Annotated in this window: 21 protein-coding genes and 1 pseudogene; 1 reads left to right on the top strand and 21 read right to left on the bottom strand. The window is 45.4% G+C overall.

Going from position 1 to position 21,759, the window contains the following annotated elements; all coding sequences use genetic code 11:
* Positions 1-147: 147 nt before the first annotated feature.
* From OKX56_RS13780 to OKX56_RS13700, 17 genes and pseudogenes are all read right to left on the bottom strand, one after another.
* The gene (locus OKX56_RS13780; protein WP_019226009.1) at positions 148-315 is read right to left on the bottom strand and encodes a DUF1540 domain-containing protein; all 168 of its coding nucleotides are present in this window, start codon (positions 313-315) and stop codon (positions 148-150) included.
* 118 nt (positions 316-433) lie between these two features.
* On the bottom strand, positions 434-694 hold the full coding sequence (locus tag OKX56_RS13775; protein WP_287896910.1) for a GIY-YIG nuclease family protein: 261 nt from the start codon (positions 692-694) through the stop codon (positions 434-436).
* Positions 695-808: 114 nt separating this feature from the next.
* The gene (gene metA, locus OKX56_RS13770; protein ID WP_287896908.1) at positions 809-1,741 is read right to left on the bottom strand and encodes a homoserine O-acetyltransferase MetA; all 933 of its coding nucleotides are present in this window, start codon (positions 1,739-1,741) and stop codon (positions 809-811) included.
* 135 nt (positions 1,742-1,876) lie between these two features.
* On the bottom strand, positions 1,877-3,067 hold the full coding sequence (nspC, locus tag OKX56_RS13765; protein WP_287896906.1) for a carboxynorspermidine decarboxylase: 1,191 nt from the start codon (positions 3,065-3,067) through the stop codon (positions 1,877-1,879).
* Between the two features lie 14 nt (positions 3,068-3,081).
* Complete coding sequence (locus OKX56_RS13760) at positions 3,082-4,281, bottom strand: saccharopine dehydrogenase family protein (RefSeq protein ID WP_287896904.1); 1,200 nt, start codon at positions 4,279-4,281, stop codon at positions 3,082-3,084.
* 773 nt (positions 4,282-5,054) lie between these two features.
* Positions 5,055-6,335, bottom strand: a complete 1,281-nt coding sequence (locus OKX56_RS13755) for an O-acetylhomoserine aminocarboxypropyltransferase/cysteine synthase family protein (protein WP_287896902.1) — start codon at positions 6,333-6,335, stop codon at positions 5,055-5,057.
* Between the two features lie 84 nt (positions 6,336-6,419).
* A pseudogene (locus tag OKX56_RS13750) lies at positions 6,420-6,566 on the bottom strand (pyridoxal 5'-phosphate synthase lyase subunit PdxS); the annotation flags it as partial.
* A gap of 22 nt (positions 6,567-6,588) precedes the next feature.
* Complete coding sequence (cysK, locus tag OKX56_RS13745; RefSeq protein ID WP_287896900.1) at positions 6,589-7,518, bottom strand: cysteine synthase A; 930 nt, start codon at positions 7,516-7,518, stop codon at positions 6,589-6,591.
* A 239-nt stretch (positions 7,519-7,757) separates the two neighbouring features.
* Entirely contained in the window at positions 7,758-8,204 is a 447-nt protein-coding gene (locus OKX56_RS13740) for an RrF2 family transcriptional regulator (RefSeq protein WP_287896898.1), read from the bottom strand.
* 68 nt (positions 8,205-8,272) lie between these two features.
* Positions 8,273-9,226 (bottom strand): serine O-acetyltransferase EpsC, encoded by a 954-nt coding sequence (gene epsC, locus OKX56_RS13735; RefSeq protein ID WP_287896896.1) that lies wholly within the window; start codon positions 9,224-9,226, stop codon positions 8,273-8,275.
* Positions 9,227-9,268: 42 nt separating this feature from the next.
* Complete coding sequence (larE, locus tag OKX56_RS13730; protein WP_287896894.1) at positions 9,269-10,084, bottom strand: ATP-dependent sacrificial sulfur transferase LarE; 816 nt, start codon at positions 10,082-10,084, stop codon at positions 9,269-9,271.
* Between the two features lie 284 nt (positions 10,085-10,368).
* Positions 10,369-10,830, bottom strand: coding sequence for a MarR family winged helix-turn-helix transcriptional regulator (locus OKX56_RS13725; protein ID WP_287896892.1), 462 nt, complete (start codon positions 10,828-10,830; stop codon positions 10,369-10,371).
* Between the two features lie 119 nt (positions 10,831-10,949).
* Entirely contained in the window at positions 10,950-11,717 is a 768-nt protein-coding gene (locus OKX56_RS13720) for a tRNA threonylcarbamoyladenosine dehydratase (RefSeq protein ID WP_019225997.1), read from the bottom strand.
* Complete coding sequence (locus tag OKX56_RS13715; protein WP_287896889.1) at positions 11,717-11,932, bottom strand: heavy-metal-associated domain-containing protein; 216 nt, start codon at positions 11,930-11,932, stop codon at positions 11,717-11,719. The genes OKX56_RS13720 and OKX56_RS13715 overlap by 1 nt, the downstream gene beginning before the upstream one ends.
* A gap of 29 nt (positions 11,933-11,961) precedes the next feature.
* Entirely contained in the window at positions 11,962-14,211 is a 2,250-nt protein-coding gene (locus OKX56_RS13710) for a heavy metal translocating P-type ATPase (protein ID WP_287896887.1), read from the bottom strand.
* A gap of 253 nt (positions 14,212-14,464) precedes the next feature.
* A complete protein-coding gene (locus tag OKX56_RS13705; RefSeq protein ID WP_019225994.1) occupies positions 14,465-15,607 on the bottom strand; it encodes a double-cubane-cluster-containing anaerobic reductase in 1,143 nt (380 codons plus the stop codon).
* 19 nt (positions 15,608-15,626) lie between these two features.
* The gene (locus OKX56_RS13700; protein ID WP_019225993.1) at positions 15,627-16,391 is read right to left on the bottom strand and encodes an acyl-CoA dehydratase activase; all 765 of its coding nucleotides are present in this window, start codon (positions 16,389-16,391) and stop codon (positions 15,627-15,629) included.
* Between the two features lie 230 nt (positions 16,392-16,621).
* Here OKX56_RS13700 and OKX56_RS13695 point away from each other — a divergent pair, with 230 nt between their 5' ends.
* Entirely contained in the window at positions 16,622-17,542 is a 921-nt protein-coding gene (locus OKX56_RS13695) for a selenium metabolism-associated LysR family transcriptional regulator (protein WP_019225992.1), read from the top strand.
* Positions 17,543-17,739: 197 nt separating this feature from the next.
* Here the strand turns inward: OKX56_RS13695 and OKX56_RS13690 are convergent, their stop codons facing one another.
* The 4 genes from OKX56_RS13690 to OKX56_RS13675 all read right to left on the bottom strand — a co-directional run bounded on the left by OKX56_RS13690 (position 17,740) and on the right by OKX56_RS13675 (position 21,431).
* Entirely contained in the window at positions 17,740-19,023 is a 1,284-nt protein-coding gene (locus tag OKX56_RS13690) for a homocysteine synthase (protein ID WP_019225991.1), read from the bottom strand.
* A 67-nt stretch (positions 19,024-19,090) separates the two neighbouring features.
* Entirely contained in the window at positions 19,091-20,020 is a 930-nt protein-coding gene (cysK, locus tag OKX56_RS13685) for a cysteine synthase A (protein ID WP_019225990.1), read from the bottom strand.
* A 66-nt stretch (positions 20,021-20,086) separates the two neighbouring features.
* Positions 20,087-20,851, bottom strand: coding sequence for a TPM domain-containing protein (locus tag OKX56_RS13680; RefSeq protein WP_019225989.1), 765 nt, complete (start codon positions 20,849-20,851; stop codon positions 20,087-20,089).
* A 10-nt stretch (positions 20,852-20,861) separates the two neighbouring features.
* Positions 20,862-21,431: a LemA family protein gene (locus OKX56_RS13675; protein WP_019225988.1), complete on the bottom strand. Its 570-nt coding sequence runs from the start codon at positions 21,429-21,431 to the stop codon at positions 20,862-20,864.
* Positions 21,432-21,759 lie beyond the last annotated feature (328 nt).

The raw sequence follows: 21,759 nt of genomic DNA, 5'->3' as shown, positions 1-21,759 counted from the left end.
TGATAAACTAAGCCATTACATATAAGAATTGAAAAACCAGGAGAATGAGTCAATATATCTCATCTTCTGGTTTTTTGGTTGTGTGGTTTAAGCGAAAAACAAAGTGTTTTTCAGTGGCCTCGATAAATCCCCCCTACGTTTTCCCTGTTATTCTTTGCTAAAGGTCGCACAGTCGGTCTGTTCGGAGTTGCCTGCATTCCGAGGCTGCACTTCGATTTTTTCAGCTGTGCAGTGATCCCCATTCATATAATAATAACAGGTATTGACCATACATCTAATTCCGGTGTTAGGTCCTTGCATCTTCTTGGCTTTCATCGCAAAAATACCTCCGTTTTAATATTTTCGTTTTATTATGGACCGCTGAAAAGAAAATATTCTGTAGCCGGAAAGGTAAATTCTGTGCTTAATTTTTATGTAAAAACCTGACATTTCATCAGGTTATTTGATCCGACTTGCTTTGGGCAATCAGCTGATATTTTTGTTCCCGGGTTAATTGTTTGATACTGTATTCCCTTTGAAATGCTTCCGGTTTGGATGCCACCTGTTCCAGATATTTGAGGACAACAGGAAACCGTGACCGGGTATATTTTGCACCCTTACCCCTGTTATGGGCTGTCAGCCTCTTCTCTATGTCCACAGTCCAACCCGTATACAGTGTCCCATCTTTGCATTCTACAATATAAATATAAAACAATCCGGAAGCCCCCAAAAAGAAAAAGATACGCATGCTATCTAAAGCTTCAAAATTTAAGCTTAACAAAACAGTGGAGTTGATTTAATCTGGCTCAGTTGCTCAGCAACTTAGAACTCAGTCCGACTCAGCCAATTGTCCAAGGTCGAAAGGCGTCTGCTGGTATACATAGTAGTTCAGCCAATTTAAAAGAAGTAAATTGGCATGTCCTCTCCAGGTGACCTGAGGCATTCCCTTCGGATCATCATTAGGAAAATAATTATTGGGGACCGCGATATCCAGGCCTTTATTCACATCCCGATCATACTCGGTTTTCAGCGTAAGCGCATCATACTCGGGATGGCCGGTAACAAAAAGATGTCGGCCATGCTTCCCGGCGACCATATAGACACCAGCGTCATCCGATGTTGCCAGGACTTCCAGTTCCGGATGCTTTTCAATGTCTTCGATCCGGACTTCCGTATGTCGGGAGTGCGGTGCATTGAATACTTCGTCAAACCCCCGCAGAAAATTATTGTTGTTGTTATGACTGATAATCTTATGGTTGAATATCCCAAACATTTTACTGTCAAGCGGATATTTCGGAATCCCATAATGATAGTATAATCCCGCCTGGGCTCCCCAGCAGACATGTATGGTTGAATAAACGTTGGTAAGACTCCACTTCATGATCTGTTTGAGTTCATCCCAGTAGTCTACATCTTCAAATTCCAGATTTTCGACCGGTGCACCGGTGATAATCAGACCATCAAATTTCTGGTCTTTCACTTCATCAAAAGAGCTGTAGAACCTGCTTAAATGCTCTTCCGAAGTATTTGCAGGCTTATGCGTCCAAGTGTAGAGCAGTGTTATCTCTATTTGCAGAAGTGAGTTGCTCATCAAGCGTAAATACTGCGTTTCGGTAACGATTTTGGTAGGCATTAAATTAAGCAGTGCTATTCTTAAAGGACGAATATCCTGGTGCTGTGCCCGGTCTTCACCCATAATAAATATATTTTCATTCTCCAGGATTTCTTTTGCCGGTAAATCGTCCGGAATTTTGATCGGCATTAGCTTTCCTCCTCAAGTTCAGTGTCAACAGTATTTGCTCAATTGCATGCTCCAATAGAACAGTATAACCTATTTTTACTGAGAATGCCATATCTTCAAAAGGCCTTGTCTCATAATGAAAAACTGGCATTTCATTTAAGACAGACGGTTTTTAAAATCCTCATAGCCGAAGCTACGGACAGTCTCAATGGTACCGTCAGCCTTGTTCAGGACAATATCCGGCAGCCGTATCCCATTGAATGTATTGTTTTTGACCATGGAGTAAATCGCCATATCACAGAAGACAAGACGGTCTCCGGGATTTAAGGCCCGATCAAATGAATAATCCCCAATGATATCACCGGCCAGGCAGGTTGGCCCCCCAAGACGGTACGTAGTTTTCTTTTCTCCGGGCTGCCCTGAGCCAACTATCCGGGGACGGTACGGAACTTCCAGTACATCCGGCATATGGCAGGCAGCTGAAGCATCCAGGATAGCAATGTTCATACCGTTATGCAGCGTATCCAGCACGGATGAGACCAAAAAACCGGCATTCAGCGCGATCGCTTCGCCAGGTTCCAGGTACACGGTAATGCCATAGGTTTCCCGCAGACGCTTGATGGTCCGAATCAGAAGCTCCCGATCGTAATCTTCACGTGTAATGTGGTGCCCGCCGCCGAGGTTCAGCCATTTCATCCCAGGCAAGAACTGACCGAACGACTTCTCAAAGGCTTCAACCGTTGTCACCAGCGCATCGGCATTTTGTTCGCACAGTGTATGCAGATGCAGTCCGGAAAGGCCTTTGAGCCGATCCTGCTTAAAGTTTGCCCTGGTCACACCGAGTCTGGAATAGGGTCCGCACGGATCATACATGCCATGACCTTCCTGGGTGGAACATTCCGGGTTGATCCGCAGGCCGCATTCTGCCCCTGCGGCAAGTGCCAGCTTACCAAACTTATCCCACTGAGAAAAGCTATTGAATATGATATGATCGGATACAGTCAAGATCTCATCGAATTCGTCCTCCCGGTAAGCCGGGCTGAAAATATGCACTTCTTTGCCAAATTTTTCGCGGCCAAGCTTGGCCTCGTACACACCGCTGGCTGTTGTTCCGCACAAATGTTGGGCAATCAAAGGGTATACACGGAACATTGAAAATGCCTTCTGGGCGAGCAGAATTTTTGCTCCGCTCTGTTCCTGAACGTCTTGTAAAATTTCTAAATTTGATATTAACAGATTTTCATCAACCACATAGCTCGGAGTCGGAACACGGTCAAACCAGTTCTCTGCATTTTCTGTTTCTACAGCCTTCTGCTCAGTATTCTGTTCTCTTGCGTACAGATCCATTATTGCGTTTCCCATCAGGGTACCAGTGCCGGGTTGAAGTCTTCTTCCCAGGGCAGACCCCACTTATTGAGTGCTTCCATAAAAGGATCGGGATCAAACTCTTCCATATTATAAACACCAGGTTTCGCCCAGGTACCGTTCATGACCAGCATTGCCCCGATCATCGCCGGCACGCCGGTGGTATAGCTGATGGCTTGGCTTCCTACTTCGCGATAGCACTCCTCATGATCGCAGATGTTATACAGATAGTAGGTTTTTTCCTTGCCATCTTTGATTCCCTTGAAAATGCAGCCAATATTGGTTTTGCCCTTGGTACGCGGGCCAAGGGAGGCCGGATCCGGCAGGACAGCTTTTAAGAACTGCAAAGGGATGATTTCCATTCCATTATAACTAATAGGCTCAATGCTCGTCATACCGACATTCTCGAGACATTTCAGATGTGTCAGGTAGCTTTGTCCGAAAGTCATAAAGAAACGGATGCGTTTGATGCCTTTAATATTCAGCGCCAGGCTTTCCAATTCCTCGTGATGCAGCAGGTACATATCCTTGACACCGACGCCCTTGAAATTGTACTCCCTTTTGATCTCCATCGGCTCGGTCTCCACCCAGTGGCCATTTTCCCAATAGCTGCCTTTGGCCGTGACTTCGCGGATATTAATCTCAGGGTTAAAGTTCGTCGCAAACGGATAACCGTGGTCGCCGCCATTGCAGTCCAAAATATCAATTTCATGTATCTCATCAAAGTGGTGCTTCAATGCGTAGGCACTGAATACACTGGTGACCCCTGGGTCAAAACCTGAACCGAGCAGTGCGGTAATTCCGGCTTCTTTGAATTTCTCCCGGTATTCCCACTGCCATTTATATTCAAAGTGGGCAGTCTCCTCAGGCTCATAATTGGCGGTATCTACATAACTGGTCTTTGTGGCCAGGCAAGCATCCATAATATGCAGGTCCTGATACGGTAATGCCAGATTCAGCACGACATCAGGCTTTTCTTTGTTGATCAGCGCGATCAGTTCTTCCACGTTGTCAGCATCCACCTGGGCTGTTGTGATTTTTGTTTTACCTCTGCCCAGTTTTTCCGCTAAAGCATCGCATTTTGATTTCGTACGGCTGGCAATACACAGTTCTCCGAATACCTCTGAATTCTGACAGATCTTGTGAATTGCCACACCGGCGACGCCGCCGCAGCCGATAACGAGTACTTTTCCCATAATTATTTTCCTCCAATCCCTGAAATAATTTTTGCCGTAAATTCCTGACTTTCATCCCTCTACTGATCATGAAACATAAAACTTCGCAGACATTTTGACAAATAAAAAACACTTAAGGAAGCGGTACTGCAAAACAGGACAGTACACCACACCTAAGCGCGACGATCATGAAAAACTTGTTTATTTGGCTCTATTTACGTCAAGGGCGAAGGCCCTTTCCATTTAGAGTTATTTATTCAGCTTTCGAGGTTTCAGAGTCTATATAGCAAGGAATTACTTTTACTACTCTTATTGATCGTTTCACAAGTGTGATGTGCAGCGGATTTGCACACGGCTATGAATTAGCCAACTCATAACGCTTCGAGCCGCCCCGGCTCAATCAATAAGGCAACAAAGTTGCCAACTTCGGCTTTTGACCCGGCTGTCCGTATGGCCTTGGTCCTCTATAGCTTCTGCAGAGAACGGTCAAAAAATTCTTTGCTGAAAAGGCTCTACTGCCTCTTTTCGCAACTGAAATTATATCTAATATTTCGAGATATTTCAATAGTTTTTATAAATTAGTTTTAACAAGCTTCAAATTTTATATATTTTTGTTACCCTATTCGATTTTATAGCTTAGTTGAAATGAATTGCAAACAAATATTTTGTTATCCTGCCATCTTAAAGTCCAATATATTCCAAATAGACTCATTTAATCCCAATGGAAGAAGGCAGATGCTTGGCTTTTACCAAACATTTGCCCGACACAATTCTTATTGCCCATAAGTTATTCGTTATAGTTTGGCAAAAGCCTGTTCCAGATCAGCAATGATATCATTGGCATCTTCAATTCCAATCGACAACCGGATCATATCGGGTGTTACCCCGGCAGCCCGCTGTTCTTCCTCGGAGAGCTGGGCATGCGTGGTACTAGCAGGATGTATAACAAGGGATTTGGCATCTGCAACATTGGCAAGCAGCGAGAACAGCTCAAGATTGTTGATCAATTTTACTCCCGCTTCCGCGCCGCCTTTAATGCCAAATGTAAATATAGAGCCAGGGCCTTGCGGAAAATATTTTAACGATAAATCAAAATATTTATTGTCTTTCAATCCCGGGTAATTCACCCACGAAACCTTGGGGTGGTTTTTCAAATAATCAACAACTTTCCAGGTGTTGGCCACGTGCTGTTTAACACGCAAAGACAGAGTTTCAAGACCCTGGATAAACAGGAAAGAATTAAACGGGCTCAGTGCTGCGCCGGTATCTCGCAAGAGCTGCACTCTGGCTTTTAGAATAAAAGCCGGTGCACCCAATGTTGCATAAATCAATCCGTTGTAACTCGGATCCGGTTCTGTAAATCCAGGGAACTTGCCACTGGCTGCCCAGTCAAATTTTCCGCCGTCAATGATCAGCCCGCCGATGGATGTGCCATGCCCCCCAATAAACTTGGTTGCTGAATGGACCACAATATCTGCACCGTATTCGATAGGTTTCAGAAGATATGGCGTTGCAAATGTATTGTCGATAATAAGCGGTATTCCGTTATCATGGGCTACTTTGGCAACTGCTTCTATATCAATGATATTGATTCCCGGGTTACCGATCGATTCAATAAAAATAGCTTTGGTCTTCTTCGTGATTGCTTTCTTAAAATTCGCGGGATCATCCGGGTTCACAAAATGGGTTTTGATCCCCAGCTTCGGAAGCGTAATCGCAAAGAGATTATGTGTTCCGCCATACAGCGTGCTTGCAGCGACAATCTCATCTCCGGCTCCGGCAATGTTCAAAATGGAATAGGTGATGGCGGCCGATCCTGATCCTACGGCAAGAGTTCCAACGCCGCCTTCTAGCGCAGTGATTCTCTGTTCGAGGACATCTGATGTTGGATTCATGATCCGAGTGTAGATATTGCCGGGTTCTGCCAGGGAAAACAAATCGGCTCCATGCTTAGCATCCCTGAACACATAGGATGTAGTCTGATAAATCGGGACGGCTCTGGATCCGGTAGTTGGGTCAGCAACCTGTCCAGCATGTACCTGCAAAGTATCAAACTTCCAGTTTTTTTTGCTCATATTAAACATCTCCTCATTATATATTCGTATTTTATTTCTTTGAATATTCAACTGATCTTTAAGTTTTATGTTTTGGGATCTCTGTTACCAGCCGCGTTCCTGCATTCGTTCGCTGACGCTGATCGTGGAGATCTCCAATCCCGGCATTGCTTCCCCTAGATTTCGGGATATTTCAGCTAAGGCCTCGGATTCGTTATAGTGCGTCGTGGCCAGGACAATAGCCTTGGCGCGATTCCTACGCTTGCTTATAATCTTAATCCTCCTGGAATAGCGGCGTACTCAGATAACGTTCTCCGGTATCGGGAAGAACAACTACAATCCGTTTCCCTTCATTTTCCGGACGTTTAGCCACTTCCAGGGCTGCATAGGCTGCGGCGCCGGAGGAGATCCCAACCAAGAGTCCTTCCTCCCTGGCCAGCCTGCGTCCCGTTTCAAAAGCCTGTTCATTCGTAACTTTAAAAATCTCATCGACAATTCCCAGATTAAGGACCTGAGGGACAAATCCTGCTCCGATTCCCTGTATCTTGTGCGGCCCAGACTTGCCTCCTGATAAAACAGGTGAGTCATTTGGTTCTACCGCAATCACCTTTATATTAGGTTTCCGTGATTTGAGAATTTCACCAACCCCAGTAACCGTCCCGCCAGTACCAACGCCGCCTACGATAATCTCAACCTCACCGTCTGTGTCATTCCAAATTTCTTCGGCTGTTGTTTTACGGTGAATTTCAGGATTGGCCGGATTTTCAAACTGCTGAGGAATAAAAGAGTTCGGCGTCTCCTTTGCCAGCTCCAGCGCCTTTTGGATGGCTCTTTTCATCCCCTCAGCCCCAGGGGTTAATACAAGTTCGGCACCATAGGCTTTAAGCAAGCTGCGCCTTTCAACACTCATCGTGTCCGGCATGGTCAGGATCAACCGGTACCCTCTGGCAGCAGTCACAAAAGCAAGGCCAATTCCGGTATTTCCGCTCGTTGGTTCAATGATCACCGAATTTGTATCGATCAATCCTTTTTCCTCAGCCGTTTTGATCATATTCAGTGCAATTCTGTCTTTGACACTTCCGCCCGGATTAAAGGATTCCAGCTTGGCTACAATCTCTGCATTTAGTCCGGTCGTAAGTTTTTTTAGTTTAACCAATGGAGTTCCGCCTATTAAATCGGTAAGCTCTTCATAGATTTTACTCATATCAACACCTCCTCCTAAATACTATAATGTCTATGGTTTTAGTAGTGTTTAAAGATATCATAGTTATATTTCAGGAATTTGTCAATACTATTTCAAATTTAAATCAATTTAGATTGTCAAAGCGGGAGCGCCAAAAAAAATAGCCCCATGGCTGCGTAAACAACCATGGGGCAGGAAAGTCTATTTTTCGGGATTTGCGGATCATCCCGGCAATTGCGGTAAGCTGAACTCTAATTCTATCAAATGCAATAATGATCAAAGGAATTGTTCATTTTCTCATATTCAGTCATCAGGTCTGCCAATGTATACGAATCCAGCACCTTAACCATAGCATTTTTCAAATCGTCCCAAACGAGTTTAGTCACACACAATTCAGCTCTGGAACAAGAACCAGGATTATTGTCATTGACACAATCGACGGGAGAAATCGGTCCTTCCAAAGCCCTAATCGTGTCACCGACCGTAATACTTTCGGGCTCTCTGCTTAAAATATATCCTCCCTGGAATCCACGGATACTCTTAATCAGTCCATTCTGTTTCAATGTAATGAGCAGCTGTTCCAAATAGCGTTCAGATAAATCCTGACGTTCGGAAATACTATGAATGGTTACCGGACCAGCGTGTTCATTCAGGGCTACATCCAGAATCGCTCGAAGGCCATATCTTTCTTTTGTTGATATTTTCAAGTTCACCCTTCTTTCCTTTCTTCAAATTTTCAAATTGCACTCAGCCAGCGCCTCCTTAGCTATTTTCATCAAGTCTCCAGGTCCAGTTCGTTTGTCAGTTCCATCTTATCTTTTTGCGTTTCCTGCCCCTTAAAGATCAGATCCGGATTTTTGATGATTACCCTGGTTCCAGGCGGGACAGATTGGGTAATAAACACGTTACTGCCAATAACTGAACCTTTTCCGATGATCGTTTCCCCGCCAAATATTGAGGCTCCGGAATAGATAGTCACATCATCTTCAATTGTCGGATGGCGCTTTTGGCTGCGAAGGCTTTGCCCGCCTCTGGTGGATAGGGCTCCCAGCGTTACACCCTGATAGATCTTAACATTATCGCCAATAATAGTAGTTTCGCCAATAACGACGCCCGTACCATGGTCAATAAAAAAATATTTACCGATTTTGGCCCCTGCATGAATATCAATTCCTGTCTCGTTATGAGCAAATTCAGTCATTATCCTCGGGATCAACGGAACAGAGAGAAGGTAAAGCTCGTGCGCCAGCCGGTAAATACTGACTGCCAAAAGACCTGGATATGCAAAGATTACAAGTGCTTTATCATCAGCAGCCGGGTCTCCGTCAAAAGCAGCCTGTACATCCAGGGCCAGGTATTCCCTTATTTCGGGGATTTTGCTCAAGAAATGTGAACATATTTCTTCTGTCCTTTCACTGATTTCCATCTCATCGCAAGATGCCGTATTGTCATGTTGATGTCTGAGCGCATGGGTCACCTGTTGATTTAGTTTTTCGTTGATCTCAATTAGCAAGTTCCCAATATGATATTCCAAGGTGCTTTCAGTCAGGTTTTGCTTGCCAAAATACCCCGGGAATAAAAGCTGCCGCAAGAGATAAATAATCTCGATGATAACATCCCTGTTCGGAAGCTGACAGGACAACTGGTTGTAGGGATTGGGTTGTTCCTGATAGCTGGAGACAATACTCGAAACAAGTTGATTCATTCGTGTGTTACCATTTTCCCTCATAATGATTCCCCCGAATATTTAAATTTACATAAGCAGATGGTCTTAGCCGTTTGTGTTAATCTTTTCATTCATGCTGCCGCTACGGTAACCCTTCAGGTCAAGTGTTGTATAAGTAAATCCAATATCAGCAAATGTCTTATAGATCTTCTGTGCTAAATTCGGTTGGACTATCTTTGTATTCTCCTGCGGGGATACCTCGATCCGGGCAATATCACCATGGTGGCGTACTCTGACTTGACGGAACCCCAAATCGTGCAAATACTGTTCTGCCAAATCAATCATCTTTAGTTTCTTTTCGTTGATTTCTTCACCATAGGGAATTCTGGAAGACAAACAGGCAAATGAGGGTTTATCCCAGGTTGCCAAGCCATATTCTTTGGAGAGAAGGCGTATTTCCTCTTTCGTCAGCCCCGCCTGGAGCAGCGGGCTCTGTATACCCAGCTCTTCTAAAGCCTGCCTTCCCGGACGATAATCGCTTAAATCATCCGCGTTGGATCCTTCCACGATATATTTTGCGTCGTATTCAGCCGCGATCCCCAATATTTTGCTGAACAATTGTTTTTTACAGAGATAACAGCGGTTAAAAGGATTTTTGCCGAATTCAGGATCATCCAGCTCTTCGGATTCAATAAGCAAATGACTAATCCCTTCCTGCCGGCAAAATTGCACAGCTTCCCGAAGCTCTCTCTCCGGGAAAGCAACAGATTTAGCCGTTACGGCGATCACATTTTTACCAAGAACGTCTCCGGAAACTTTCACTAAGAAGGTACTGTCCACCCCTCCGGAAAATGCAATCATTACCCTATCCATATTCTTGAGTTCTTGTTCCAGCAGAACAAGTTTATCTTTGTAATCCATTGATCAGCCTCTTTTTGTATATCTGAATGTTTATTAAGCTGTATGATATTCTTTTCAGCTTAATATACCATAATTTCTATGGTTTTAATAGGATCAGATGATTAGATTCAAAAAACACTGCCAAACGCAGCAAGCTGAAAAAAGAGCCCGATTAACGGGCTCTTCCAGGGAGTTTACCGTCTTCCCCAAGACTAAATTATGCAGCCTTCTTTGCAATGAGCGGTTTCACGCAACATCCAATGTTTTGTAAACATTTGTGTACACCTCCTCTCACCGGAAAATTCCTAAGGCATCATATTCATCTCAAAACAATTTTGATTAAGAACTCTTTTCACCGCTTTGAGAAATATCCACGCGTTCTCGTAAACCTCTTCTTGCTTTTCTTCCGGGATTTCCGCCGATAGTTTTCTTAAAAAGAAATCCACGCGTTTCCATAAATCGGTCTTCGTTTTCTGACCTTCGCCTGTCAGGATCAGGTTTATGGCCCTGCAGTCAATTTCAGACCTTTGCTTGATAATCAGCCCCTGCTGGACAAGGGGTTCAATCAGTCTCGTCGAGGTACTTTTTTCGACGCCAAGTAATGGGTGCAAATCCGAAAGCTGCATTGTGCCATAGCTTCCTACAAGGTCCAAAATATAAAACTGGGTAAACGTGACACCCCCGCCAAGGATCGCATCCTGCTGGCAGCATCTGGACGCTTTAGTCATTTCAGCAAGCAGACAAAGCAATTGACGGTTGTTTTTCATCGGTACCTCTCCTTAGTTGTATAATACAACTACTTATTCTTGTTCGTCAAGTCATTTTTGACTCCATATTCACCGTGAAACCAACAATTTTCAATCATCATTCCCAAAATAGGGTTATTTTAATCCCGATTAAAATTTTTCTTAATAATATCCTTAACGACTTCCCCTGCCATCAGCAGACCAGCCATCGACGGAACGTAAGATATACTGCCAGGGATCTGACGTTTCAGGGAACAGTGGGCATCACCACTGGGGCAAATACAATTGGACTCGCAGCTCGTTTCCTGTTCCAAAGGCTTCAAAGTAGGTTCCGGAGAAAAGACGACTTTGAACCCCTGCGTAATACCTTCCCGTTTCAGGAGTTTGCGTACTGCTTTGGCTAAAGGGCAGCCGCTTGTTTTGGATATATCGGCGACGCGAAAACTGAGTGCATCCAGACGGTTGCCGGCTCCCATACACGAGATGAGCGGAATCCCTCTCCGGTGACATTCTTTGGCCAGACTTACTTTGCTTTTTACCGTATCGATTGCATCAACCACATAATCCGGTTTCTCGGCAAAGAAAACTTCAGCTCCTTCCTCTTGATAAAAGAACTGGAATGTTTCTATTTTTGCGTTGGGGTTGATATCCAGTATCCTTTGTTTCATTACCTCAACCTTGGCTTTGCCAATCGTCGAGTGCAGGGCATGAAGCTGCCGGTTAATGTTTGTCAGGCAAATCTCATCAAAATCGACAAGTTTAAAGAAACCTATACCAGCTCTGGCCAGGGCTTCGGCCGTATAGGAGCCGACCCCGCCCAAACCGAAAATAGTCACTTTGCTGCTCTGAAGTTTTGACAGGCCTTCCTGACCAATCAACAATGCCGTACGGGAAAACTGATTTTGCATTATAAAACCTCGATTCCTACGACTCCGTAACCGGCATCCTCAATCGCCAATTGAATTGCTTCATCTTTGATGTCACTTAATGATTCCAGTATGGCCGTCTTGGACTCCAAATTAACATTGACCTCTGTTACACCTTCAAATTCACTTAAGGCCTCTTTTACATGACTGACACAGTGGCTGCAGCTCATACCTTCGATTGCAATTTTCTTTTTCATATTTTACACTCCTCGTAGATTAAATTGAGTTATCTTACCGGCCTGAACCGTTTTAGCCTCAGTGCATTCAGCAATACCGATACCGAGCTGAAGCTCATGACAGCAGCGGCAATGGCCGGATTCAGCAGGGGGCCTCCAAAGATATACAGGATTCCCATCGCAATAGGGATACCAAGGATATTGTAACCAAATGCCCAAAATAGATTTTGCTTAATATTTCTGATTGTATTTTTGCTTAACTGGATCGCAGCCGGAACATCGAGCAGGTCGCTTCGCATCAGAATAATATCCGCGGATTCCATCGCAACGTCCGTGCCTGAACCGATAGCTATCCCGATATCTGCCTGGGCGAGGGCCGGAGCGTCGTTGATGCCGTCACCAACCATGGCGACCTTCCTGCCTTCCTGTTGGAGCTTCTTCACTTCGTTTGCCTTATCCTGAGGCAGGACTTCAGCCAGCGTTCTGTCGATCCCAACAAGTTTCGCGATGGCCTCGGCCGTTCTTCTGTTGTCACCGGTAATCATGGCAACTTCGATACCCATGTTATGGAGGACCTCAATCGCCCTGCTGCTGTTTTCCTTTATCGTATCGGCTACGGCGATAATCCCCGCAATGGTGTTGTCAATCGCAATATACATTGGGGTCTTGCCTTCTCCGGCCAATTGATGCGAGACTTCTTCGAAGTGGCTAAGGACTATTTCTCTTTCATCTGTCAATTTTTTGTTGCCAAGCAGCACATTCCGGCCTTCGATCTGAACTTCAATCCCCTGACCGGGAATTGCTCCAAATGTATCAGGTTTCTTAAAAGTCAGACCTTTGTCCTCAGCTTCCTTAACAATTGCTTCTCCAAGCGGGTGCTCCGATCCTTTTTCGGCTGAGGCGGCAAGCTGCAGAAGATCGTTTTGACTGATCCCATCAGCAGTAATAACGTCTGTGACTTTGGGTTTCCCTTCCGTGATCGTACCGGTCTTATCAAAAACGATGGTATTAATTTTATGTGTAGTTTCTAACGCCACCCCGCTCTTGATCAAAACCCCGTATTCGGCGCCTTTACCTGTTCCGACCATGATCGCGGTAGGTGTGGCCAGCCCCAGGGCACAGGGGCAAGCAATAACAAGTACAGAGATAAAGATGGTCAGCACGAAAACTGTAGACTGCCCTCCGATAAAATACCAGCCTAAAGCTGAAAGAAGAGCAATCCCCATCACCGCCGGCACAAAGTAACCGGAAACCACATCGGCCAGCTTGGCAATCGGCGCTTTGGAACCCTGTGCTTCCTCAACTAATTTGATGATCTGCGCAAGGACCGTGTCCTTCCCGACTTTGGTCGCTACATATTTGATGATCCCGTTTTTATTAATACTGGCCCCGATGATTGCATCACCTGGATTCTTTTCCACCGGTATGCTTTCACCGGTAAGCATTGATTCATCCACGGAAGTAGTCCCTTCAACGACATTACCGTCAACAGACATTTTTTCTCCCGGTTTCACAAAGATAATATCACCGGCCTCAACCTCTTCGATCGGGATCTCAATTTCTTTTCCATCCCGGATAATGATGGCCGTCTTTGGTGTAAGCCCCATCAACTTTTTAATCGCTTCCGAGGTTTTGCCCTTCGTCACGGATTCCAGGTATTTCCCCAACGTAATCAGCGTCAGAATTACCCCCGCCGCTTCAAAGTACAGATGATTGGCGTATTCCGCATTTCCTGTGATAATCCGGGAAACTGCAAACACCCCATAAAGGAATCCTGCCGAAGTGCCGATCGCAATCAGGGAGTCCATATTCGGGTTTCCCTTGAACAACGTTTTAAAGCCAACTGTAAAAAATTTATAGCCTGCGACGATCACAGGCAGGATAAGAATCAGCTGAACCAGCGCGAAATTCAAAGGATTCATCATCGGATCAATGATCTTCGGCAAATGAAAGCCAATCGCGCTGCCAAACATATGCCCCATCGTGACGATCAGCAGCGGAACAGTAAAGATTGCGGACAGGACAAACTTCTGCCAGAGAACCATTCTTTCTCTTTCTTTTCTCACCTTATCTTCATCAATCTTTGTGTCTTCTTCCAAAGCCCTGTATCCGGCTTTTTCAACCGCCTTTTTGAAATCTGAAACGCGTAGTGTGGAAGGATCATAACGGATGCTTAGTCTCTCTGTAGCCAGGTTGACACTGGCCTCTTCAACTCCGTGCAGTTTCCGTACTGCCCTTTCAACAGCCTTTGCACAGGCTGCGCAGGTCATGCCTTCTATTTTCAGCGATTTTTTCGCCATCGTGTTCCCTCCTTTCAGCTTGGCTTTCTTTCATTCGCTCCAAATAATTTTGTTAAACACAGTCTATTTATTTGTTACCTTAGCTAATATCGGATAATCTTGTCAATTTTTCCCCCTGCCATTGCCTTGTTTTTAATTGTATCAGATTTCAATTGACGGTTCAAAAACAAACCCACTTTCCCCTGCGATGATTCATGTTCGCAGGAGAAAGTGGGTTTCATTAATTAGCAGCACTCGAAGAGGATTTGCTATTCTACAACATTTCCAAAAAGGCATCGACTCTGAGTTTGATTTGCTGGCGGTCAGCATCACTGTAGTCTGTTTCAATCTGCAGAAGCGGGATATTATGATTTTTTTTCAGATGTTCCTTGATCGAGTAAGACTCAATATTGTACGTATGACAGGCTTGCAATGTGATATCCACAACCCCGTCCACGTTGTATTCCTGAACCAGTCTGCTCAGCAGTTTAAAGCGGCCGGTATTCGGGGAACTGCAGGAGCACGGGATCTTGCTGTATTTTTCAGCCAGGGCTTCAAACGGATCCATTTCCTCGGAAACAAGATCAACCAGACCTTTAATGCCGCTGCAGGATTCCTGCAGCACAATTGCTCCGCCTGCTTCTTCAATAACCTGCATGACTTTTTCCTGTCCGGTACCCGTCGGACAGCCTGTGATGAGTATCCGTTTGCTGGAAGGCTGGGAAGCACCTTCACCTTTTGCTGTCATTTCTTTAAGTTCAGCAATCAGTTCCTTGACCTTGGCGGTGTATTCATCGCGTTTGAACTGGAAGCTTCTTCCCCACAGCACTTTCAGCAGGTCTGTACCTGAAATCGGAGTCGGATGCAATTTATTGAGACTAACCAGTTCCATTAAAAGCTTTCTTTCCTCGTTGTAGGTCCTGATGACCTCAGCGAGCTTCTCGTTGCTGATCTTGACATCTAAATTCTTTTCAAAATAATCCTTGGCTCGGTAAATTTGTTTGACCCAATGGGCCTGTCTGTCTTCCAGATTGGAGCTGTTCGGAATATCCAGCACGATCATCGGCTTATGCTCCGCCAGCAGCTCGTACATCTTTTTCTTGCCGTCACAGGTCGTTTCGGCCAGGACAATGTCTGCAAAATGAAAAAAGGGACATTTACCGCTTACAGCAAAGCCATAACTGGATTTGACCAGCGGACAGAGATTACGCGGCAGTACTTTTTCCGCCTCGGCTATTGGTTCCTGTTTGGTCGCACAAAGCCCTACGGGCACTGCCCCTGCAGCCTCGATGAGTTCTATCGGGGAAAACACACAATAATACCCTACTACATTTCTGCCTTGTTCCTTGGCCTCCTTGGCCATGACCATCCCGCTAGGGATCAGCTGGTCGAAGTAAGCCATTGTTTGAGCTCTCATTTTTCTTGTTCCTCCTCTTTTATAATTCATACCCCAGGATTGCAGCTCCCAGAGCCCCTACAGCCTGAGGACACGGCGGCACAGCCAGCCTGCATCCTATTTCCTGACTAAGCAGGTCTTTAAGCACCTGGTTCTGAGCTACCCCGCCGCAAAAAGCAACGGTATCCTGAAAATGGATCTTCCCAGCCATCACGCTGATGCGTTTCGCGATGGACTTTAACAAACCGGCGACAATACTTTCGACAGTAATGCCCTGCGCCAGCAAGCCGATGATTTCTGATTCGGCAAATACTGCGCACATACTGTTGATGTCAGCCGGGTCGGCATCTTCGGCGAGGGCGGATAACTGCGAAACCTCCAGGCCCAGTGTTTGGGCGGTTACTTGCAGGAACCTTCCAGTTCCGGCCGCGCATTTGTCGTTCAGCACAAAGTCTTCAACTTTGCCCTTTTCGCCAAAACCGATCACCTTGCTGTCCTGACCGCCAATATCAATCAACCCGCAGGCTTCCGGCAGCAGATAATGTACACCGCGGGCATGGCAGGTAATTTCACTGAACGTTTTATCAAACATTCCCTGTTGAATACGGCCATAGCCTGTACCGACAAGCAAACTAATATCATCACGGGTCAGTCCCTGCGGCTTCAGCAGGCGCTCCAGAACCTCCTGCCCTGCCTGGGAAGGGCTCCAGCCAGTCGGAATAATTTTTGAATCAACCTGTTCTCCATTAAAAAGAACTGCTTTGGTTGATACGGATCCGATGTCGATACCCACTGTCCATTTCATCTCGGGCCTCCAGCATACCTTTTCAATAATTGATTAAGCATTAATTCCCTCTGCTTCAAGCTTTCAAATTACTTTATTATAGCAAGCGTCAGATCTTTCTTGAAATACTTTTTATCTTCAAATAGGATTGCTATCTATCGATAATAACGATAATATAAAATCATTAACGTTAACGGACTAACGGATAAAGCAAAGACTAACAGCCTATCCTATCTGAGGGAGTGAATATCATGTTGTTGCATCAATTGGAGATTTTTACACAAGTAGCGGAAAAAAACAGCTTTTCTAAGGCTGCCCAAAGTCTTTTTTTAAGCCAGTCGACGGTCAGTACGCATATAAGCAATCTGGAGCACTACTTTGGTCAAAAACTGTTTGACCGGCTTGGAAAGGAAATTGTCTTAACACCTTTTGGGGAGAAATTATATCCATGGGCGAGGGAAATACTCAATGTAAAAGACAGGGCACTATGGGAAATGAAAGGCTGGACTGCAAAAATTGACGGTCATCTGCATATTGCTGCCAGCAGCGTTCCGGCTAAATATGCAATTCCGACTTTATTGGCCAAATTCTTAGGGGAGTATAAAGGAATTCAATTTGTCCTTAACCAGAGCGGTTCGGAAATTGTTGCAGCCAAGCTGTTGAACGGGGATGCCGAAATTGGTGTGCTGGGTAAACAATACCACGAGGATCAGTTGACTTTTATTCCTTTTCTGCAAGAAAAGCTGGTCTTAATCACACCCAGCAGCATTCATTTAAACAATCATATTTCCATTACTGAACTGGTGGATTACCCTTTTGTTTTTCGTAAGTCAGATTCGGGCACCCAGGCAAATGTCGTTCAAATGCTGCATACATCAGGTATTACGCTTTCCGACTTGCAGGTTGTCGGCTACTGCGACAACCTCGAAGCTCTTAAAGAGAGTGTCAGGGAAGGGATTGGCATCTCAATCATTTCAGGCATAGCCGCTCTGGATTATGTCAAAAGCAGACAGATCAATGCCTATGAACTTGCCGAACTGCCCGAAAAAAGAATGTTCTATTTTGCCCACCATAAAAAAAGAACCCTGTCTCCCTGGGCAGAAACTTTTATTCACTTCTGCCTGGAATCAGCCGGTCTTGTTTCGAATCAATATGCATCTTTGCCTGACTAACTTGACATTTTAGACTGCATAAAAATTTATGACCCTAGAAACCATCTATCACTTCTAAAAAATATAAACGGGATGTAATCTAACCCATCCAAGCGTAACATGGATGTAAAGCACGTCTATTAGCGCCAGGAGGGCGCTAATAGACGAAGAGCGGTTAGATTACGTCCCGTATATATACATAATACTTTATGGCTCACTCAGATTTTATCGAGTGCCTGCTTCAGATCGGCAATAATGTCTTCGGCATCCTCAATACCGATGGACAGTCTGATCATATCCGGCGTCACGCCGGAAGCAAGCTGTTCTTGCTCAGATAGCTGGGCATGAGTCGTGCTGGCCGGATGAATGACAAGAGATTTAGCATCGGCGACATTCGCGAGCAAAGAGAACAGCTCCAGGTTATTGATAAACCTTTTGCCTTCTTTGATGCCGCCCTTAATCCCAAAAGTAAAAATCGAACCGCTTCCTTTCGGAAAGTATTTTTTGGCTAGCGCATGGTATTTGTTTTCTTCAAGTTCCGGGTAATTGACCCAGGAGACACGCGGATGACCCTGGAGGAAATCAACGACTTTCCTGGTGTTCTCCACATGCTGTCTGACCCGGAGAGACAGAGTCTCAAGTCCCTGAAGCAAAAGGAACGAATTAAACGGGCTGATCGTTGCTCCCGTGTCCCGGATCAGCTGCAGCCGGATTTTGGAAATATAGGCCAACGGTCCAAGTGCTTCAAAGTATTTTAGACCATGATAGCTCGGATCAGGTTCGGTCATCCCCGGAAATTCGCCGCTTGCCGACCAGTCAAATTTTCCGGAATCAATGATCAGTCCTCCGATTGTCGTGCCATGTCCGCCGATAAACTTCGTTGCGGAATGCACAACAATATCCGCGCCGAATTCAATCGGCTTGAGAAGGTAAGGTGATGCAAATGTGCTATCAATAATCAGCGGGATACCATTTTCATGCGCGATTTGGGCCACAGCCTCAATATCGATAATGTTGATGCCCGGATTACCAAGGGCTTCTATATAGATAGCTTTTGTTTTTTTCGTGATGGCAGCCCGGAAGTTTTCCGGCTCATCGGGATTCACAAACGTGGTTTTTAAACCAAGTCTGGCCAACGTCGTCGAAAACAAATTATACGTTCCGCCATACAACGTATTCGCAGATACAATCTCATCGCCAGCACCGGCAATATTTAAGATGGCATACGTGACAGCGGCCGATCCGGATGCTGTTGCAATCGCGGCAGCTCCGCCCTCCAACGCTGCAATCCTCTTTTCCAGGACATCCGTCGTCGGATTCATCATCCGGGTATAGATATTGCCGGATTCCTCCAGGCTGAATAATTTAGCCGCATGATCCGTATCCTTAAATTCATACGAAGTCGTCTGATAAATTGGTACTGCTCTGGAACCTGTTGTCGGATCAGGCACCTGACCGGCATGTACTTGCAAAGTATCAAATTTCCAGTTATTTTTGCTCATATTGTTTCCCCTCTTAAATATTTTTAAATGTTCATATGTTCATATGTTTCTGGGTTCGCAATTATATTTATTTATCCTGAAACATTTCAGTACTTATATACCTTTCACCGGTATCCGGAAGAATGACCACAATCATTTTTCCTTCATTTTCTGGACGTTTGGCAACTTCCAGGGCGGCAAAAGCGGCTGCACCGGCGGAAATCCCGACCAGCATTCCCTCTTTTTTCACCAGTTCTCTTCCCGTCTGATACGCTTCCTGATCCGTCACCTGGAATATTTCATCAATGAGGTCAATGTTTAAAACTCCGGGAACAAACCCTGCTCCGATTCCCTGAAGGTTGTGGGAACCCGGCCTGCCCCCTGAGAGGACCGGAGAGCCTTGAGGTTCCACTGCGATCACCTTTAGTTCAGGTTTACGCACCTTCAGAACTTCTCCTATACCTGTAAGCGTGCCTCCTGTTCCAACTCCGGCAACCAGAATGTCTATTTCGCCATCTGTATCGGCCCAGATTTCCTCAGCCGTCGTCTCCCGATGGATTTGAGGGTTGGCCTGATTTTCAAACTGCTGGGGAATAAAGGATCCTGGGATTTCCCGGGCCAACTCCGCTGCTTTTTTAATTGAACCTGTCATCCCTTCCGAACCTGGCGTCAGGATGACTTCAGCACCGTAAGCCTGAAGCAGCTTCCGCCTCTCTACACTCATTGTTTCCGGCATGGTCAGGATCAGCCGGTACCCTTTGGCCGCTGCAACAAAAGCCAGGCCAATGCCGGTATTACCGCTGGTCGGTTCAATGATCACCGAATCCTTTGTCATGAGGCCTTTTTTCTCGGCATCCAGAATCATATTCAAAGCGATCCTGTCCTTGATGCTACCACCAGGATTGAACGATTCAATCTTCGCAATTACCTCCGCATTGATTCCGGCAGAGATATGATGAAGTCTTACCAGCGGTGTACCGCCAATAAGCTCCGTCAAACCGTCATATATTTTTCCCATTTTATGCACCATCCTTACCCAGCTGACAATATTTCATATGTCTGCGAACACTTTCGGTATGCTTCTCTACCACCCTCGAGATGATCCGCCGCCCCCGGAAGAACCGCCTCCGAACCCGCCACCACCAAAACCACCGCCGGAAGATCCGCCTCCAAATCCGCCTCCGAATCCCCCCCCGAAAGGACCACGGAAATTGCCGCTCCGCTTGCCTTTGTTACGGCTGTTAAAGTAAATAATGATAACGAGCACAACAATGATGATGATCCAGTCATAATCAAATCCTGATGATTCTTCAGCTGCTAATTCCTCCGATGCCCCCAGATCATCAATACCATATTCCTGGCAGACCTCAGCGACCAGGAGATTAAATACCAGATAGACGCCGCCGTCGTAATCCCCATCCTGGAAATACGGTGTAGACTGGTCCAGAAAACGACCGGCCTTGGCATCATTAATCCTACCTTCCAGACCATAGCCCACTTCTATTCTGCGCTCCCGGTCATCTTTGCTGATCAGGAACAATACACCGTTGTTTTTTTCCTGATCTCCAATGCCCCAGACCCGAAACAGTTTATTGGCATACTCCTCAACCGTGCTGCCTTCCAGGGAATCAACCGTCACAACGGCGATCTGGGCCGAGGTTTTTTCATCCAGAGCAGCGGCAATTCTAAGAATTTCCTGTTTTGTTGTATCTGACAGCATACCGGCATAATCCTGTACATAGATATCCGTTGCCGGCTTGACCGGCAGCGTCACTGCCAGCAGAGAAGGGCAAACCCCTGCCGTCAGCAAAAATACAGCCAGGAATACGAAAAGCAGTTTCTTTGCCATTCCTGTCCTCCTACTCGCCAAATTTTACTACCGGAGCCTTTTCTGCTCCTTCCTCGGCTTCGTAGTAAGTGTAGCTTTCAAAATTAAACATCCCTGCAATAATATTTCTCGGGAAACGCTTAATAGAAGTATTAAACGTTTGAACAGCCTCATTATAATCCTGACGGGCAATTGCCAAGCGGTTCTCAGTCCCGGCCAGTTCATCCTGCAGGGCAATGAAGTTCTGGTTTGCTTTCAGATCCGGATAATTCTCAACGATCACCAGTAATCTGGACAAAGCACTGCTCAGCTCATCGTCCGCTGCTACTTTTTCATTGATTGTCTGGGCTCCGGCCAGTTTCGAACGCGCATCCGCGATAGCGGTAAATACTTCATTTTCATGCGCAGCATATCCCTTGACTGTTGCAACAAGATTTGGAATCAGGTCCATTCTGCGCTGCAGCTGGTTCTCGACCTGGCTCCACTTACTTTTTACATTTTCATCAGCAGTCACCAGACTGTTATAGCTGCCGATCAAAGAACCTCCAATTATCATAATCAGAATCAGGATAATTCCCAATACAATAGCTGTCTTTTTCATTTTTCTCCCCCATTCAGTAATTTTCTTTTTGATCTTAGGAACATCTTAACATAATTTTAGAAACATCTTAAATCCTTTTTTGTCCTTTTTACCTTTTGGATAAAGAAACAAGACGACCGGTATCATAGACAAGATAATTTTTAAGCATAATGAACATATATTGGATCTGGATATATCTACCAATATAAAAAGAGGTGAACAGCGAGGCCACTGAAAAAGTGGTACCTGAACCTCAAAAGCAAAAGAGCTGGAATTACGAAGAAAGAAGTAATTCCAGCTCTTTTTTGATACAATTAAATAGAGAAAAAACTTCAGCGCAGGTAATCAT

The organism is Dehalobacter sp., assembly GCF_030063005.1.
In the GTDB taxonomy this organism is placed as follows: Bacteria; Bacillota; Desulfitobacteriia; order Desulfitobacteriales; family Syntrophobotulaceae; genus Dehalobacter; species Dehalobacter restrictus.
The sequence above is the reverse complement of the archived record's forward strand: the minus strand, read 5'-3'. Positions and strand labels throughout refer to the sequence as shown.